At 66.3% G+C, this 16,275-nt stretch carries 15 protein-coding genes; 12 read left to right on the forward strand and 3 right to left on the reverse strand.

Going from position 1 to position 16,275, the window contains the following annotated elements; genetic code table 11:
- The first annotated feature begins 18 nt into the window (after positions 1-18).
- The 12 genes from ACSQ25_RS10610 to ACSQ25_RS10665 all read left to right on the forward strand — a co-directional run bounded on the left by ACSQ25_RS10610 (position 19) and on the right by ACSQ25_RS10665 (position 12,594).
- Complete coding sequence (locus tag ACSQ25_RS10610; RefSeq protein WP_436105653.1) at positions 19-849, forward strand: phosphatidate cytidylyltransferase; 831 nt, start codon at positions 19-21, stop codon at positions 847-849.
- A 26-nt stretch (positions 850-875) separates the two neighbouring features.
- Entirely contained in the window at positions 876-2,051 is a 1,176-nt protein-coding gene (gene ispC / locus ACSQ25_RS10615; protein ID WP_436105654.1) for a 1-deoxy-D-xylulose-5-phosphate reductoisomerase, read from the forward strand.
- A gap of 3 nt (positions 2,052-2,054) precedes the next feature.
- Positions 2,055-3,395 (forward strand): RIP metalloprotease RseP, encoded by a 1,341-nt coding sequence (gene rseP / locus ACSQ25_RS10620; protein WP_436105655.1) that lies wholly within the window; start codon positions 2,055-2,057, stop codon positions 3,393-3,395.
- A gap of 75 nt (positions 3,396-3,470) precedes the next feature.
- The gene (gene bamA / locus ACSQ25_RS10625; RefSeq protein ID WP_436105656.1) at positions 3,471-5,807 is read left to right on the forward strand and encodes an outer membrane protein assembly factor BamA; all 2,337 of its coding nucleotides are present in this window, start codon (positions 3,471-3,473) and stop codon (positions 5,805-5,807) included.
- A 73-nt stretch (positions 5,808-5,880) separates the two neighbouring features.
- Positions 5,881-6,369 carry an OmpH family outer membrane protein gene (locus ACSQ25_RS10630; RefSeq protein ID WP_436105657.1) on the forward strand — a complete coding sequence of 163 codons (489 nt, stop codon included), beginning with the start codon at positions 5,881-5,883 and terminating at the stop codon, positions 6,367-6,369.
- Positions 6,370-6,424: 55 nt separating this feature from the next.
- Entirely contained in the window at positions 6,425-7,474 is a 1,050-nt protein-coding gene (gene lpxD, locus ACSQ25_RS10635) for a UDP-3-O-(3-hydroxymyristoyl)glucosamine N-acyltransferase (RefSeq protein WP_436105658.1), read from the forward strand.
- On the forward strand, positions 7,471-7,953 hold the full coding sequence (gene fabZ / locus ACSQ25_RS10640; protein ID WP_436105659.1) for a 3-hydroxyacyl-ACP dehydratase FabZ: 483 nt from the start codon (positions 7,471-7,473) through the stop codon (positions 7,951-7,953). The genes lpxD and fabZ overlap by 4 nt, the downstream gene beginning before the upstream one ends.
- Position 7,954: 1 nt before the next feature.
- The gene (lpxA, locus tag ACSQ25_RS10645; protein ID WP_436105660.1) at positions 7,955-8,743 is read left to right on the forward strand and encodes an acyl-ACP--UDP-N-acetylglucosamine O-acyltransferase; all 789 of its coding nucleotides are present in this window, start codon (positions 7,955-7,957) and stop codon (positions 8,741-8,743) included.
- Between the two features lies 1 nt (position 8,744).
- Entirely contained in the window at positions 8,745-9,917 is a 1,173-nt protein-coding gene (gene lpxB, locus ACSQ25_RS10650) for a lipid-A-disaccharide synthase (RefSeq protein WP_436108051.1), read from the forward strand.
- Positions 9,914-10,561 carry a ribonuclease HII gene (gene rnhB / locus ACSQ25_RS10655; RefSeq protein ID WP_436105661.1) on the forward strand — a complete coding sequence of 216 codons (648 nt, stop codon included), beginning with the start codon at positions 9,914-9,916 and terminating at the stop codon, positions 10,559-10,561. Before lpxB ends, rnhB begins: the two co-directional genes overlap by 4 nt.
- Positions 10,558-11,343: a TrmH family RNA methyltransferase gene (locus tag ACSQ25_RS10660; protein ID WP_436105662.1), complete on the forward strand. Its 786-nt coding sequence runs from the start codon at positions 10,558-10,560 to the stop codon at positions 11,341-11,343. Before rnhB ends, ACSQ25_RS10660 begins: the two co-directional genes overlap by 4 nt.
- A 51-nt stretch (positions 11,344-11,394) precedes the next feature.
- The gene (locus ACSQ25_RS10665; protein ID WP_436105663.1) at positions 11,395-12,594 is read left to right on the forward strand and encodes an EAL domain-containing response regulator; all 1,200 of its coding nucleotides are present in this window, start codon (positions 11,395-11,397) and stop codon (positions 12,592-12,594) included.
- Positions 12,595-12,637: 43 nt separating this feature from the next.
- Here ACSQ25_RS10665 and ACSQ25_RS10670 read toward each other — a convergent pair whose 3' ends face one another.
- From ACSQ25_RS10670 to ppsR, 3 genes are all read right to left on the reverse strand, one after another.
- Positions 12,638-14,644, reverse strand: coding sequence for a putative bifunctional diguanylate cyclase/phosphodiesterase (locus ACSQ25_RS10670; protein ID WP_436105664.1), 2,007 nt, complete (start codon positions 14,642-14,644; stop codon positions 12,638-12,640).
- On the reverse strand, positions 14,641-15,180 hold the full coding sequence (locus ACSQ25_RS10675) for a heme NO-binding domain-containing protein (protein WP_436105665.1): 540 nt from the start codon (positions 15,178-15,180) through the stop codon (positions 14,641-14,643). Before ACSQ25_RS10675 ends, ACSQ25_RS10670 begins: the two co-directional genes overlap by 4 nt.
- Positions 15,181-15,327: 147 nt before the next feature.
- Positions 15,328-16,176: a posphoenolpyruvate synthetase regulatory kinase/phosphorylase PpsR gene (gene ppsR / locus ACSQ25_RS10680; protein ID WP_436105666.1), complete on the reverse strand. Its 849-nt coding sequence runs from the start codon at positions 16,174-16,176 to the stop codon at positions 15,328-15,330.
- Positions 16,177-16,275: the final 99 nt, after the last annotated feature.

The raw sequence follows: 16,275 nt of genomic DNA on the forward strand, positions 1-16,275 counted from the left end.
GACGTACAAGACTGACACATGCTGAAAACCCGGATCCTTACCGCGCTCGCACTCCTGGCCGTCCTGCTGCCGGTCCTGTACTTCAACAACTATACGGCCTTCGCGGTGGTCGCCTCGGCCTTCTTCGGCGCGGCGGTCTGGGAATGCTTTCGCCTGTTTAACCCCGGCACCGGCAAGGCGGCGCTGATCGCGGCCTTCTGGACCGCGGCCTTCGTCTACGCCTTCTTCATCTCGCCCAACCCGAACCCCGTGTTCTGGTTCGCGATCAGCGTGCTGGTCTGGGTGCTGCGCTTCCTGCCCTCGCTCAGGTTCGGGTTGCCGCCGCTGAACAGCAGCGCCAACACCTTCCTCAGCCTGATCTATGCGATCGCCGTGGTCGGCTGCTTCGCCGCCATCGTCGAGATGTACCGCCATTCGCCCTTGTACCTGCTGTCGGTGATGGCCATCGTCTGGGCCGCCGACGTCTTCGCCTATTTCTCGGGCAAGGCTTTCGGCAAGCGCAAGCTGGCGCCCTCGATTTCCCCGAACAAGTCGTGGGAAGGCGCGGTCGGCGGCTGCATCGCCGTGCTGGTGCTGGCCACGCTCAGTATCGTGCTGGGCGGCGAGGCCATGCAGAACACCTTCCCGGTGCGCGTGCAGGCCGGCCTCGGCTGGGTTGCGCTGTACCCGATCCTCATCCTCATCGTCGCGGCCAGCGTGGTCGGCGACCTGTTCGAATCCCAGCTCAAGCGCCGCGCCGGCATGAAGGACAGCAGCAACCTGCTGCCTGGCCACGGCGGGGTGCTGGACCGCGTGGACGCACTCGTCCCGGTCCTGCCACTGGCAGCCCTGATCGGCGCCTGGCTCTAAAAGGGCAGCCTCACAAAGGACACACCATGCAGCGCATCACCATCCTGGGCGCCACCGGCTCGATCGGCGCCTCGACCCTCGACGTTCTCGCACGCCATCCGGACCGCTACCGCGTCCATGCCCTGACGGCCCACGGCCGCGTCGAGGAACTGGCCGAGGCCTGCCGCCGCTTCAAGCCGGCGCGCGCTGTGGTCGGCACGGCCGACGCAGCCCAGCGCCTGGCGCAATTGCTGGTCGGCCTGGACATCCAGGTCGACCACGGCGAGCAGGCCCTGTGCGAGGCGGCCTCCGGTCCGGAAGTCGACACCGTGATGGCCGCCATCGTCGGCGCCGCCGGCCTGCCCCCGGCCCTGGCCGCGGCGCGCGCCGGCAAGAAGGTCCTTCTGGCCAACAAGGAAGCCCTGGTCATGTCCGGCCAGCTGTTCATGGACGCGGTGCGCGAGCACCGCGCGACCCTGCTGCCGATCGACAGCGAACACAATGCGATCTTCCAGTCGCTGCCCTCCGGCTACACGCGCGACCCGCAGGCCGCCGGCGTGGCGAAGATCCTGCTCACGGCCTCCGGCGGCCCCTTCCTGAACCGCGCCGTCGAGACGCTCGAAGCGGTCACGCCCGACGAAGCCTGCAAGCACCCGAACTGGGTCATGGGCCGCAAGATCTCGGTCGACTCGGCCACCATGATGAACAAGGGCCTCGAAGTGATCGAAGCCCACTGGCTGTTCGGCGCGGAAGCAAGCCTGATCGAAGTCGTGATCCACCCGCAAAGCGTGATCCACTCGATGGTGTCGTACACCGACGGCTCGGTGCTGGCCCAGCTGGGCAACCCCGACATGCGGATCCCGATCGCGCACGCGCTGGCCTATCCGGAACGGATCGCATCGGGCGCGCCCCAGCTCGACCTCACCGACATGGCCGCGCTGCAGTTCTACAAACCGGACTTCACGCGCTTCCCCTGCCTCAAGCTCGCTTTCGATGCACTCAGGGCGGGCGGCACCGCGCCGGCCCTGCTGAACGCCGCCAACGAAGTGGCGGTGCAATCCTTCCTCGACCGCGAAATCGGCTTCCGCGACATCGACCGCGTGATCGCCCAGGTGATGGACCAGGTGCCGCACGGCCCGGCGCCGTCGATCGAGGCGGTGCTGGCCCAGGATGCGCGCGCCCGCGCGGCGGCGCAAGCCGTGATTGCCCGCCTGCGGGGATAAGCCATGAGTCTGCTCTATACCGTGCTGGCCTTCGCGCTGGCCCTCGGTCCCCTGATCGTCCTGCACGAACTCGGGCACTACCTGGTGGCGCGCGCCTGCGGCGTGAAGGTGCTGCGCTTCTCGATCGGCATGGGCCGCGTGGTCTGGTCGCGCCGCTTCGGCCCGGACCAGACCGAATGGGCGATCTCGGCCCTGCCGCTGGGCGGCTACGTCAAGATGCTCGACAGCCGCGACCCGGAAACGGCGCCCAAGGACGAGTCCGAACTGGCGCGCGAATTCACCCGCCAGAACGTATGGCGCCGCATCGCCATCGTGGCGGCCGGCCCGCTCGCCAACTTCCTGGTCGCCATCGCCCTGATGGCGGCGCTGTTCATGCACGGCGTCGAAGAGCCTTCGGCACGCCTGCGCACGGCGCCGCAGGGCACGGCGGCCCAGCTGGCCGGCGTACGCGGCGGCGACACCGTGGTCGCGGTGAACGGCAACCCGGTGCAGTCCTGGGCCGAGCTGCGCTGGCAGATCATCGGCGCCACCGTCGACAAGCGCGAGGCCCGTCTCGAACTGCGTGCCCAGGATGGCGGCAGCTATCACGCGACGATCCCGGCCGAGCGCATCGCCGGGCTCGACGTCGAAGGCGACGTCGCCAAGGCCCTGGGCCTGGACCTGTGGCGCGCCCGTGCCCGCATCGAGAAGGTGCTGCCGGGCGGGGCAGGGGAGCGCGCCGGCCTGCAGGCGGGCGACCTGGTGCTGCGTGCCGACGGCAAGGCGGTCGAGGATGGCATGGCCTTCACCGAGACCATGCGTGCGGCGGCCGGGCGCACCGTGCGGCTGGAGGTCGAGCGGGCAGGGCGCGTGCAATCGCTGACCGTCACGCCGGAGCGCGAGGCCGCCAGCGGCCGCGGGGTGGCCAAGGTGCTGCTGTCGCAGCCGGTCGAGATGGTCACCGTCAGCTCCGGCCCCTTCGAGGCGATCGACAAGGGCGCCGAGCGGACCTGGGAGACCAGCACCATGACGCTCAAGATGATCGGCAAGATGATCACGGGGGAGGCTTCGTGGAAGAACGTCACCGGCCCGATCACGATTGCCGATTATGCGGGACAGACCGCGCGCATTGGCCTGGCCACCTATTTGCAGTTCATCGCATTTATTAGTATTAGCTTAGGCGTAATGAATTTGTTACCAATTCCGGTTCTGGATGGTGGTCATTTACTGTATTATTCGCTGGAAGTTTTGACCGGGCGTCCCCTGCCTGCGCGCGTCGGAGAATATGCGCAGCGCGTCGGAGTCGGCCTGCTGTTCATGCTGATGGCGCTCGCCGTCTTCAATGACCTGGTGCGGTTGCTATAGCGGTTGCCCAAGCAGGGGCCGCGTGCCGGGAAAAGAATATGTATGTTGTCCAATGACTGACCAGAAATCCAGCCAATGAATTCACAACCAGATCGTTTTGTCCTGCCGTTCATCCGTCGCAGCATGATTGGCGCCGCCGTGCTGGCGCTTTGCGCCGGCAATGCACTTGCCGTCAACCCGTTCGTGGTCAAGGACATCCGGGTCGAAGGCATCCAGCGTACGGAAGCGGGCACCGTGTTCAGCTACCTGCCGGTGCGTGTGGGCGAAACCTTCGACGACGCCAAGGCGACCACCGCCATCAAGGCGCTGTTCGCCACCGGCTTCTTCAAGGACATCCGCCTGGAAGAAGAAAACGGCGTGCTGGTAGTGCTGGTCGAGGAACGCCCGGCGATCTCCTCGGTGGACTTCACCGGCACCAAGGAATTCGAGAAAGACATGCTGGTCAAGGCGCTGCGTGAAATCGGCGTCGGCGAGACCAAGATCTTCGACAAGGCGGCCGTGGACCGCGCCGAGCAGGAGCTCAAGCGCCAGTACCTGTCGCACGGCCTGTACGGCGTGAAGATCACCACCACCGTGACCCCGATCGAGCGCAACCGCGTGACGATCATGTTCAACGTCGACGAAGGCGACATCGCCAAGATCCGCCAGATCAGCTTCGTGGGCAACAAGGCCTTCTCGGACAAGGAACTGCGCGAAATCCTGCAGCTGTCCAAGTCGGGCTGGTTCACCTGGTATTCGAAGGCCGACCAGTACTCCAAGCAGAAGCTGACCGGCGACCTCGAGTCGATCAAGTCCCTGTACCTGAACAACGGCTACCTCGAAGCCAACGTCGAATCGACCCAGGTCTCGATCACCCCGGACAAGCGCGACATCTACCTGACCATCAACATCACCGAAGGCGAGAAGTACACCGTCTCGGGCGTGAAGCTGGAAGGCGAGATGTTCGGCCGCGAGGAAGAGCTGAGCAAGCTGATCCTGCTCCAGCCCGGCAAGCCCTATTCGGGCGAAGCCCAGGAAGCCACCATCAAGCTGATCGCCGACCGCCTCGGCACCTTCGGCTACGCCTTCGCCAACGTCACCGCCAATCCGGAGATCAACCGCGACAAGCGCGAAGCCAAGTTCACCTTCTTCGTCGACCCGGGCAAGCGCGCCTACGTGCGCCACATGAACATCTCGGGCAATACCGTGACCCGCGATGAAGTCATCCGCCGCGAGTTCCGCCAGTTCGAAAGCTCGTGGTACGACGCCAACCGCGTCAAGCTCTCGCGCGACCGCGTCGACCGCCTCGGCTACTTCAAGGAAGTGAAGGTCGAGACGCCGGAATCGCCGGGCGCGACCGACCAGGTCGACGTCAACATGGTGGTCGAGGAAAAACCGACCGGTAACTTCATGATCGGCGGCGCCTTCTCGCAGTCGGAGAAGTTCACCTTCACCGCCTCGATCTCGCAGGCGAACTTCGCCGGCAGCGGCAATACCATCGGCCTCGAGCTGAACACCAGCAAGTACAACAAGACGATCGCGTTCTCGCAGACCAATCCCTACTTCACGGACGACGGCATCTCGCGTTCGTTCCAGGTCTACCTGCGCACCATGCGCCCGCCTGCGGTCAACCTCGGCCTGTACACCGTGCGCCAGACCGGCGGCACCATGACCTTCGGCGTGCCGTTCTCGGAAGCCGACACCGTCTACTTCGGTGCCGGCCTGGAACGCACCCAGATGGAGACCGACATCACCTCGCCGCAGCTGTACAAGACCTTCGTGGCGCAGAACGGTGGTCCGGCCGACGGTATCGGCAAGGCGCAGACCAACTCCATCCCGCTGACGGCGGCATGGGGCCGCGACACCCGCGACAGCGCGGTGACGCCGACCCGCGGCCGCTACCAGCGCGCCAACCTCGAAATCGACGCACTGGGCGATTCGAAGTACTACCGCATGGTGTACGAACACCAGTGGTGGCGTCCGGTCACGCGCTGGATGACCCTGGCGCTGCGCGGCGAATTCGACTACGGCAAGGGCATCGGCGGCAGCAACTACCCGGTCTTCAAGAACTTCTACGCCGGCGGCATCGGTTCGGTGCGCGGCTACGAAAGCTCCTCGCTGGGCGTGGTCGACCCGACCTATTACGACGCGGTGGGCGGCTCCAAGCGCATCATCGCCAACGCGGAACTGCAATTCCCGTTCCCGGGCGGCGGCACCGACCGCAGCCTGCGCTGGTTCACCTTCATCGACGGCGGCCAGGTCTTCCAGGAGAAAGCCAAGATCCGCCTCGACCAGATGCGCTACTCGGCCGGTATCGGCCTGTCGTGGATTTCCCCGGTCGGCCCGCTGAAGTTGAGTTATGCTAAGCCTTTGAACGCCTTGCCGGGCGATAAGCTGGAACGCTTCCAGTTCCAGATGGGTACCGGCTTCTGACCGGCCAGAACTGGGACGCTCCGGCGTCCCACCCGATTTGCGGAGATTGATGTTGAAAACGCTGATAGCCACGTTGCCCCGTACGTTGTTGCTGGCCGCGCTGTGCGCAGCGCCGCTGGCGACGGCACACGCCCAGGGCCGGATCGGTTTCGTCGCCACCGAGCGCCTGATGAGCGAATCGAAAATGGCCAAGACCGCCGACGCCCGCATCCAGGCCGAGTTCTCGAAGCGCCAGAAGGTGGTCGAGGAAACCGTCACCAGGCTCAAGCAGGCGTCCGAGAAATTCGACAACGAAGCGGCCGGCCTGAACGACGTCGAGCGCACCCGCCGCGCGCGCGAACTGCTGAACATGGAAAAGGACGTGCAGCGCATGCAGCGCGAGTTCCAGGAAGACCTCATGCAGCGCAAGAACGAAGAGCGCGCCGCCATCGCCACGCGTGCCTACAAGATCATCGAGCAGGTCGCCGAGCAGGAAAAGCTCGACGCCGTGCTGGCCGAGGCCGCGTGGTCGAGCCCGCGCATCGACATCACCGACAAGATCCTCAAGCTGCTGGACAAGTAAGCGCCAGCCTCACGAGCAAAGAAGCACCACATTGACTGACTCCCGACACCCCAATATGGGCATTCGACTGCAAGACCTGGTCGAGCGCTTCGGCGGACAGCTGGTGGGCGACCCGGACATCAGCGTCTCGGCCATCGCGCCGCTCGACAGCGCGGGCCCCTCGCACATCAGCTTCCTCAGCAACAGCAAGCTGCGTGCCCTGGCGGCGCAAAGCCAGGCCGCCGCGCTGATCCTGTCGCCGCTGGATGACCCGACCGTGGCCGCGACCTACGAGGGCGCGCGCATCGTCACCACCAATCCCTACGCCTATTTCGCCCGCGCGGCGCAGTACTTCGTCGCGCTGGCCGAGACGCCCCCGGCGCCGGGCATCCACCCGAGCGCGGTGGTGGCACCGGATGCCATCGTCGACCCGAGCGCCCACGTCGGCCCGCACGTGACCATCGAGGCGGGGGCCGTCGTCGGCGCCCACGCGGTGATCGACCATGGCTGCTTCGTCGGCCGCGAGGCCCGCATCGGCGAGGGCAGCCACCTGTTCGCCAACGTCACCTTCCACGCCCGCTGCGTCATCGGCGCGCGCGGCATCGTCCATTCGGGCGCGGTGATCGGCGGCGACGGCTTCGGCTTCGCGGTCGAAGGCGGCAAGTACATCAAGATCCCGCAGACCGGCCGCGTGCTGATCGGCGACGACGTCGACATCGGCGCCAACACCACGATCGACCGCGGCGCCCTGGCCGACACCGTCATCGAGGATGGCGTCAAGCTCGACAACCAGATCCAGATCGGCCACAACTGCCACATCGGCGCGAACACCGCCATGGCCGGCTGCGTCGGCGTGGCCGGCAGCGCGAAGATCGGCAAGGGCTGCACCTTCGGCGGCGCCGCCATGGTGCTGGGCCACCTGGAAATCGCCGACAACGTCCATATCTCCTCGGGCAGCATGGTGTCGCGCTCGGTGCTCGAACCGGGCCAGTACACCGGCTTCTACCCGCTGGCCAAGAACGCCGAGTGGGAGCGCAGCGCGGCCATCGTGCGCAACCTGGGCTCGATGCGCGAGAAGATCCGCGCCCTTGAAAAGACCATCAAAACACTTACAGAACAAAAATGACCACTGAAGCTCAGAACACGCCGAAGACCCTCGATATCACCCAGATCAAGGAATACCTGCCGCACCGCTATCCGCTGCTGCTGGTCGACCGCGTGCTGGACGTCGAACTGGGCAAGCGCATCACCGCCATCAAGAACGTCACCGTCAACGAAGAATTCTTCAACGGCCACTTCCCGCACAAGCCGGTCATGCCGGGCGTGCTGATGATCGAAGCGATGGCCCAGACCGCCGCGATCCTGTCCTTCATGACCATGAACGTGAAGCCGGACGAGAACTCGGTGGTGTACTTCGTCGGCATCGACAACGCGCGCTTCAAGCGTCCGGTCGAGCCGGGCGACCAGCTCAAGATGGAAGTCGAGATCCTGCGCGTCTCGCGCGGCATCTGGAAGTACAAGGCTGTCGCCAGCGTGGACGGCAAGGTCGCGGTCGAGGGTGAACTGATGTGCACCATCCGGGCAAACGAAAACGCAGGGCAGTAACATGAGCAAGATTCATCCTAGCGCGATCGTCGATCCCAAGGCCGAGCTGGACAGCTCGGTCGAGGTCGGCCCGTATTCGATCATCGGCCCGGACGTGCGCATCGGCGCCGGAACCAGCGTGGGTCCGCACGTGGTGATCGAAGGCCACACGACGATCGGCAAGGACAACAAGTTCTTCCAGTTCTGCTCGATCGGCGCCGCGCCGCAGGACAAGAAGTGGAAGGGCGAGCCGACCCGTCTCGAGATCGGCGACGGCAACACCATTCGCGAATTCGTCACCATGAACCTGGGCACCGCCCAGGACCTCGGCGTTACCCGCCTGGGCGACGACAACTGGATCTCGGCCTACGTCCACCTGGCGCACGACTGCCAGGTCGGCAGCCACACGATCTTCTCGAACAATGCGCAGCTGGCCGGCCACGTGCACGTGGGCGACCACGCCATCCTGTCGGGCTACGCCGGCGTGCACCAGTTCTGCAAGATCGGCGCCCATGCCTTCATCGGCATGTACACCAGCCTGACCCAGGACGTGCCGCCCTTCGTGCTGGTCTCGGGCAATCCGGCCGGCCAGCGCGGCATCAACATCGAGGGCCTGAAGCGCCGCGGCTTCACCCGCGAGCAGATCGACGGCATCCGCGCCGCCTACAAGCAGCTGTACCGCTCCGGCCTGACGCTCGAGGAAGCCAAGGCCGCCTTGGCCGAGCTGGAGGCCGGCAACGCGGCCGCCGCCGACGACATCCGCGCCATGCGCGAATTCCTCGGCGCCAGTACCCGTGGCATCGTCCGCTGACATGCCCGTAGGCGGTACCCAACAACCGGAAACCTCGCTCGCGATGGTCGCTGGCGAGGTGTCCGGCGACATGCTCGCCGCCCGCCTCATGGCCGGCCTGCGCCCGCAGCTGCCGAACCTGCGTTTCCACGGCATCGGCGGACCGCGCATGCTCGAGCAGGGCCTGGTGAGCGAGGTCCCGATGGAGACGCTCACCGTACGCGGCCTGTTCGAGATCATCCCGCGCTACCGCGAGATCAAGGGCATCCAGAACCGCCTGCGCGACCGCCTGCTGGCGGAACGCCCGGCCGCCTTCATCGGCGCCGACTATCCGGGCTTCAACCTCGGGCTGGAAGAGCAGCTGCGCGCCGAGGGCATCCCGACCGTCCACTTCGTCAGCCCCCAGATCTGGGCCTGGCGCGGCGGGCGCATCAAGAAAATCAAGCGCGCCGTCTCGCACATGCTGGTGATCTTCCCCTTCGAGGAGGCGATCTACCGCGCGGCCGGCGTGCCGGTGACCTATATCGGCCATCCGCTGGCCGAGATGATCCCGCTGGCGCCCGACGTGGCGGCGGCGCGCGAGTCGCTCGGCATTGCCCGCGATGCGCGGGTGGTCACGATCATGCCGGGCAGCCGCATGGGCGAGCTGAAGTACCTGGCCGAGCCTTTCGTGGCGGCGGCCAGGCTGCTGGCCCAGCGCGATCCCGGCCTGGTGTTCATCGCGCCCATGGCCGGCGAGCGCCAGCGCGCCTACTACACCGAGATCGTGAACAAGGCCGGGCTGGCGGACGTGCCGGTGCGCCTGGTCGACGGCCAGTCGCACGCGGCGATTGCGGCGGCCGATGCGGTGCTGGTCGCCTCGGGCACGGCGACCCTCGAAGTGGCGCTGTTCAAGAAGCCGATGACCATCGCCTACAAGGTGATGGAAGCCTCGTGGCAGATCATGCGCCACATGGGCTACCAGCCGTGGATCGGCCTGCCGAACATCCTGGCGCGCGAATTCGTCGTTCCGGAGTATCTTCAGCATGCGGCGACGCCGCTGGCGCTGGCGGATGCCGTGCAGCGCCAGCTGGACGACCCGGCGGGGAGCGAGGCGCTGGCGCGGCGCTTTACCGACATGCACCACAGCCTGCTGCGCAACAGCGCGGAGGCGAGCGCGGACGCGGTGCTGCGCGTGATAGGACGTAAGAAATGAGTAAAAAGAAGGTCAATTTTTATCCCGGCCTGCCGCCGCGGCTGCGGCCCTTCACCGACGTCGACATCGTGTGCGGCGTGGACGAAGCCGGCCGCGGTCCGCTGGCGGGGCCGGTGTTCGCCGCCGCGGTCATCCTCGACCCGAAGCGCCCGATCGAGGGGCTGCGCGATTCCAAGAAGCTGACCGAGGCGCGCCGCGACGAACTGGCGCCGCTGATCAAGGAATACGCGCTGGCCTGGGCGATCGCCGAATGCTCATGCGAAGAGATCGACACCCTGAACATCCTGCACGCCACCATGCTGGCGATGCGCCGCGCGGTGGAGGCACTGCAGACCGTACCGACCATTGCCCTGATCGACGGCAACCGCTGCCCGCCGATGGAGATCAAGGCCCACGCCGTGGTCGAAGGCGACGACAAGTGCCACGCCATCTCGGCCGCCTCGATCCTGGCCAAGACCGCGCGCGACGCCGCGCTGGTGCAGCTGCACGCGCAATACCCGCAGTACTGCTTCGACCAGCACAAGGGGTATTCGACGGCGCTGCACCTGGAACGCCTGCGCCTGCATGGCCCCTCGCCGGTGCACCGCCGTTCGTTCGCCCCGGTGCGCGAGCTGCTGCAGCCCGACTTGTTTGCAGCAGCATGAAGCACATTACTTCGCGCGACAACGCCTTCTATAAAGAGCTCAAGCAGCTTGCCACCAGTTCCCAGGCGCGCCGCAAGGCCGGCCAGAGCCTGCTGGACGGCGTCCACCTGTGCCAGAGCTGGCTCGAACTGCGCGGCGCGCCCGAACACTGCGTGGTCTCCGAAGGCGCGCTGTCGAATACCGAAGTCGCCGCCATCATCAAGCGCTGCGAGGCGCTGCATGCGCACGTGAGCGTGCTGCCGGATGCGCTGTTCGGCGCCATCAGCCAGGTCGAGCATGGCGTGCACATCGTGTTCGTGGTCGCATCGCCGACGCCCTCGAAGGCGCCGGGCCTGGTCGAATCCAGCGTGTTGCTGGACGGCGTCCAGGATCCGGGCAACGTCGGCTCGATCCTGCGCAGCGCGGCGGCCAGCGGCATCAAGCAGGTTTACTGCAGCCCCGGCACGGCCTTCTGCTGGTCGCCCAAGGTGCTGCGTGCGGCGATGGGCGCCCACTTCGTGCTCGACATCTTCGAGAACATCGAGCTGGCGCCGCTGGTGCGGGCAGCGCAGGTGCCGGTGCTGGCCACCAGCGGCTACGCCGCCGAGCGCCTGTACGCGCTCGACCTGCGCCGCCCGGTCGCCTGGGTGCTGGGCCACGAAGGGCAGGGGGTGTCTTCTGAATTGCTGGAGCTGGCGACCCACCGCGTCGCCGTCCCCCATGCGGGCCAGGTGGAGTCGCTGAACGTGGCCGCCTGCGCCGCGGTGTGCTTTTTCGAGCAGCTGCGGCAAATCCAGGCATAGACGCGGCCTCGGCCTTCAGGGTAATCTGACGGCAGACTGAATGGAGTAGAGATGGACATCGCGCATTTGCACTTCCTGGTGGCGGAAGCCGACGCCGCCCAGCGCAGGACGCTGGTGGAGCTGCTCGGCCAATTGGGCGCGCGCCGCGTGACCGACGTGCCGGACGGGCACCTGGCCCTGCAGCACCTGGAACACGGCTTCACGCCGAAGGTGGACGTCGCGATCGTCGACCTGGCGCTGCCCGGCATGGATGGACTGGAACTGCTGCGCAACCTGGGTTCGCTCGGCGTGGACGTGCGCCTGGTCGTCACCGGGGCCCAGCCGGCCGGGCTGCTGTTCTCGGTGGAGACCCTGGCCCAGGCCTTCGGCGTCGACCTGCTGGGCACGATCAGCAAACCTGTGACCGCGGCCAAGCTCAAGCCGCTGCTCGAGAACTACATGCCGCTGGCGCGCAGCGAGGCCACGGCAGCGCCTGGGCCGCGCTTCAGTTTCCAGGAAATCGGCATCGGCCTCCAGAAGCGCCAGTTCGAACCCTTCTTCCAGCCCAAGATCGAGCTCGCGACCGGGCAGGTGAAGGGCCTGGAAGCCTTCGCCCGCTGGCGCCACCCCGAGCACGGCGTGCTCGGCCCGGGCGCCTTCATCGACGCCCTCGAGCAGAACAACCGTGTCGACTTCCTCGACTGGAGCATGATCGAACTGTCGGCGGAGCGCTGCCGCTGGTTCCAGGACCAGGGCATCCCGGTCCCGATCTCGATCAACCTGGCTCCCGAGACCCTGGCCCATCCGGCCTTCGTGCGCCAGATCACCGCCTGCATCGGCCGCCACCGCATCCTGCCGGAATACCTGACCTTCGAGATGCCGGAATCGTCGGTGCTGAACACCGATCCCGAATTCATCGAGCGCCTGGTGCGCCTGCGGATGATGGGGTTCGGCCTCGCGATCGACGACTACGGCACCGGCCGCTCCAACCTGCAGCTGTTGGCCCGCATCCCCTTCAGCGAACTGAAGATCGACCGCAGCTTCGTCGACGGCGCCTCCAAGCGCCGCCCGCTGGGCACGGTACTGCGCTCCTGCCTCGGCCTGGCCCACAGCCTTGACCGCATGTCGGTCGCGGTCGGCGTCGAAACCCGCCAGGACTGGGATTTCCTGCAAAACCTCGGCTGCACCTATGCCCAGGGCTACCACATCGCCAACCCCATGGAAGCCGCCGCCTTCCCCGCCTGGCTCGAAGACTGGCGCCACTTCTTCTAATGGGGTCAGCGTCGAATTATTGGGAAAGTTTGGAAGTTTCCCGTTATTTCGACTCTGACCCCTGGCTTGCCTGGGTGGCGAGGATGTCGGTGACGGCGTCACGGTCGAGGGGGCGGTAGTAGAAATAGCCTTGGACGAAGTCGCTGCCCATGTCGCGCAGAAGATTGACCTCGGCCTTGGTCTCGACGCCCTCGGCGACCACGTCCAGGCCCAGCGCACGCGCCAGCATGACCACCACTTCGGCGATCTGGCGCTTGTCGCCGTGCAGGTCCATCGCGCTGACGAAGGAGCGGTCGATCTTGAGGGTGTCGATCGGCAGGCGCCGCAGATGGCTCAGCGAGGAGTAGCCGGTACCGAAATCGTCCAGGCTCAGGCGCACGCCCAATTCCTTCAGCTGCTTGAAGATGGCCAGTGCATGCTCCGGATCGGCCATCACGGCGCTTTCGGTCAGTTCCAGCTTGACGCTGTTACCGGGCACGCCGGTCTCGCGCAGCACGCGCGTGACCAGGTTCACCAGCTCGCCGTCGTTGAGCTGGACCGCCGACACGTTGACGCTCATGCTCAGCGGCGCCGCGCTGGTCTGCTGCCAGGCATGCAGCTGGCGGCAGGCCTCGTGCAGCACCCAGCCGCCGATCTCGCCGATCAGCCCGATTTCCTCCGCCACCGGAATGAACTCGACCGGCGAGATCAGGCCGAGCACCGGATGGCGCCAGCGCAGCAGCGCTTCGAAGCCGCGTATCAGCCCGTCCTTCGGCGACACGATCGGCTGGTACTGGATGAACAGCTGGCCTCCCGGCAGCGCCAGGCGCAGCTCCGCCTCCAGCGTCAGGCGGCGCAGCGCGCCTTCCTGCATGGTCTGGTCGAACATCATCCAGCGCGCGCGCCCGTTCTGCTTGGCGTGGTACATCGCGATGTCGGCGTCGCGCAGGATGTCCTGGACGTCGGCATAGCCGCTCGAACTCATGGCGATGCCGATGCTGGCCGTGACGTACACCTGCTGCTGCCCGAGCGTCAGCGGTGCGGCCAGCGCGCGCAGCAGGCGCTCGGCTACCCGGATCGGGGTGGCGGCGTCGTGGACCTGGTCGAGCAGGATGGTGAACTCGTCGCCGCCGAGGCGCGACACCACCACGTCCCGCTCGACGCTGCTGTCGCGTGCCACCATGTCGGTCTGGCGCAGGCAGGCGGTCAGGCGCTGCGCGGTGGCCACGATCACCTGGTCGCCGGCCTGGTGTCCTAGGCCGTCGTTGATCGCCTTGAAGCGGTCCAGGTCGACGAACAGCACCGCGAACCCGAAGTCCGGGTGACGTTGGGAGCGCAGCAGGAAGTGCCCGAGCCGGTCGAGGAAGAGCTTGCGGTTGCCGAGCGCCGTCAGCGGATCATGCAGGGCATCGTGCACCAGGCGGTCCTGGGCGCGGCGCCGCTCGATCACGCGACCGAGCTGGGTCCCGATCTGGGCCATCAGGCGCAGCATCGATTCGTCCGGCTCCTGCAGCTCGCGGCTGAAGAATTCGAGGATGGCCACCACTTCGCTGGCGATCATCACCGGAAAGGCGAACAGCGAGGACAGGCCGAGCTGGGTCATCAGCGGCATGCGCGGATAGCAGGCGGCATCCGGCGCGCCGACGTTGGCCCAGGCCGGGGTCCCGGTCCGCAGGACCCGGCCCGGCAGGCCGACCTCGGCGGAAAACGCCATGCTCTCGGTGCGGCTGCGCAGGCTGTCGAAGGCGCCCGCGCCATCGTCGTGCCAGACCGTGGTCGAGTCGAGCCGGTCTTCCGGGACAGCCAGCAGCAGGTGGCCGAGCGGCCAGCCGGTGTAGCGGCACACCGCCGCGAGCGCGTGGCGCATCGCGTCCTCGACGCTGGCCGCCTCGTTGGCCGCCGCGGCGATGCTCTCCAGGAGGGAGATCTCCTGCTGGCGCTGGAACAGGTCGCGCAGGCCGCGTTCGGCGATCGCCTCGGCTTCCAGGCGCGCGGCCGTCTCGCGCTTGAGACGGCGCTGCAGGCGGGCGATCTCGGCGTCCGGCGAGACCTCGATCGGGGCAGGGATCACGGCTTGAACTGGACGTGGAACACGCACTTGTCGGCGCCGTCGTGCATGCACTGCGACTGCCGCACCTGCGCCTGTTCGCGGTAATGCTCGGCCGCGCCCTGCATGAAGCCCTCGGCCAGCGCGCACAGGCGGCGCGCCGAGTTGTAGCCGATGACCAGGGTTTCGCTGTCGCTGGTATCGAAATCGAAGACCGGCGGCGTCGCGCCCGGGTAGAGCTTGCGCACCTCCGGGTGGATCAGGCTGTTCAAGGTCAGCAGGAAGCTGCGGCCGGTCGTGTGGCCGCCGAAGAATTGCGGATAGCGCTTCACCAGCAGGGGCATGGCGCGCCGGCCGAACCAGCGCAGCACGTCCTGTGGCGGAATCTGCAGCGCCCTGGACGCTACCTCGACCAGGCGCACGACCTCGGCGTCGTCGTAGCTGCCGAGCGAGGTATAGGCGCCATCCAGGCCGGCGTCGTCGAGCAGGCGGTCCCAGGTGGCCTCGCCGAAGTCGCTGCTGACAGCTTCTTCGAGCAGGTTGAATACGATGCCTTTCATGGGAACTCCGAGTCGATGTGTGAACTGCGGAATTCTACATGCAGCGCGGGTATGTATCCTTTAGGAAAGAAAAATAATCATCGAAATTGATGAATTAGCCGGCTTTCTGTTGCATCACGTAAACATCAGGACACATTGTTCCTGTGTTCAGTATTCGCGGCGGTCCGGCTTGATTTCTTGCAGGATGGTGGTGGCGATCTCTTCGATCGACTTGGTCGTCGAGGACAGCCAGCGGATGCCTTCGCGCCGCATCATCGCTTCGGCCTCGTTCACCTCGTAGCGGCAGTTCTCGATCGAGGCGTACTTGCTGCCCGCGCGGCGCTCGTTCCGGATCTGCGACAGGCGCTCCGGCGTGATCGTCAGCCCGAACAGCTTGGCCTTGAAAGGCGGCAGCGAGGAGGGCAGCTTGCCCCGTTCGAAGTCGTCGGGAATCAGCGGGTAGTTGGCGGCCTTCAGGCCGTACTGCATCGCCAGGTAGAGGCTGGTCGGCGTCTTCCCCGAGCGCGACACGCCCACCAGGATCACGTCGGCCTCGGCCAGGTTCTTGTGCGACTGACCATCGTCATGCGCGAGCGAAAAGTTGATCGCTTCGATCCTGTTCTTGTACTCCTCGGTGTCCACTGCATTGTGGATGCGTCCGATGGTGTGGGTCGACTTCACGCCCAGCTCCTGCTCGAGCGGCGACACGAAGGTCTGGAACAGGTCCATGTGCATGCCCTTGGCGGCCCGGATCACGCTCGACAGGTCGTGCTTGACCAGGGTCGAGAACACGATCGGCCGTTGACCGTCGCGGGTGAAGCTGTCGTTGATGCGGCGCGCCGCCTCGTGGGCCTTCTCGATCGAATCGATGAAAGGCAGGCGGATCTGGCGGAAGCGCATCTCGAACTGGCTCAGCACCGCGTGACCGAAGGTCTCCGCCGTGATGCCGGTCCCGTCCGATACGAAAAAGACGGTGCGCGAAGAGGGAGTGGTGGGAAGGCTTGTTTCTGCGGTCATGGTATCGGGTGCTGAGTCGTCGTGACAAACTTGCAGCAAGCTTCTGCGGTCACGGGGTAGAATGCTGGGCAACGGATCTGCATTGTGCTGCACGACGGC

The sequence above is a fragment of the Massilia sp. LjRoot122 genome, from assembly GCF_964252725.1.
Taxonomy (GTDB): domain Bacteria; phylum Pseudomonadota; class Gammaproteobacteria; order Burkholderiales; family Burkholderiaceae_D; genus Telluria.

What these genes read in the sequence shown, in the direction of transcription:
- ACSQ25_RS10610 (WP_436105653.1), top strand. Translation starts at nt 19, where the DNA reads ATGCTGAAAACCCGGATCCTTACCGCGCTCGCACTCCTGGCCGTCCTG.
- ispC (WP_436105654.1), top strand. Translation starts at nt 876, where the DNA reads ATGCAGCGCATCACCATCCTGGGCGCCACCGGCTCGATCGGCGCCTCG.
- rseP (WP_436105655.1), top strand. Translation starts at nt 2,055, where the DNA reads ATGAGTCTGCTCTATACCGTGCTGGCCTTCGCGCTGGCCCTCGGTCCC.
- bamA (WP_436105656.1), top strand. Translation starts at nt 3,471, where the DNA reads ATGAATTCACAACCAGATCGTTTTGTCCTGCCGTTCATCCGTCGCAGC.
- lpxD (WP_436105658.1), top strand. Translation starts at nt 6,425, where the DNA reads ATGGGCATTCGACTGCAAGACCTGGTCGAGCGCTTCGGCGGACAGCTG.
- fabZ (WP_436105659.1), top strand. Translation starts at nt 7,471, where the DNA reads ATGACCACTGAAGCTCAGAACACGCCGAAGACCCTCGATATCACCCAG.
- lpxA (WP_436105660.1), top strand. Translation starts at nt 7,955, where the DNA reads ATGAGCAAGATTCATCCTAGCGCGATCGTCGATCCCAAGGCCGAGCTG.
- lpxB (WP_436108051.1), top strand. Translation starts at nt 8,745, where the DNA reads ATGCCCGTAGGCGGTACCCAACAACCGGAAACCTCGCTCGCGATGGTC.
- rnhB (WP_436105661.1), top strand. Translation starts at nt 9,914, where the DNA reads ATGAGTAAAAAGAAGGTCAATTTTTATCCCGGCCTGCCGCCGCGGCTG.
- ACSQ25_RS10660 (WP_436105662.1), top strand. Translation starts at nt 10,558, where the DNA reads ATGAAGCACATTACTTCGCGCGACAACGCCTTCTATAAAGAGCTCAAG.
- ACSQ25_RS10665 (WP_436105663.1), top strand. Translation starts at nt 11,395, where the DNA reads ATGGACATCGCGCATTTGCACTTCCTGGTGGCGGAAGCCGACGCCGCC.
- ACSQ25_RS10675 (WP_436105665.1), bottom strand. Translation starts at nt 15,180, where the DNA reads ATGAAAGGCATCGTATTCAACCTGCTCGAAGAAGCTGTCAGCAGCGAC.
- ppsR (WP_436105666.1), bottom strand. Translation starts at nt 16,176, where the DNA reads ATGACCGCAGAAACAAGCCTTCCCACCACTCCCTCTTCGCGCACCGTC.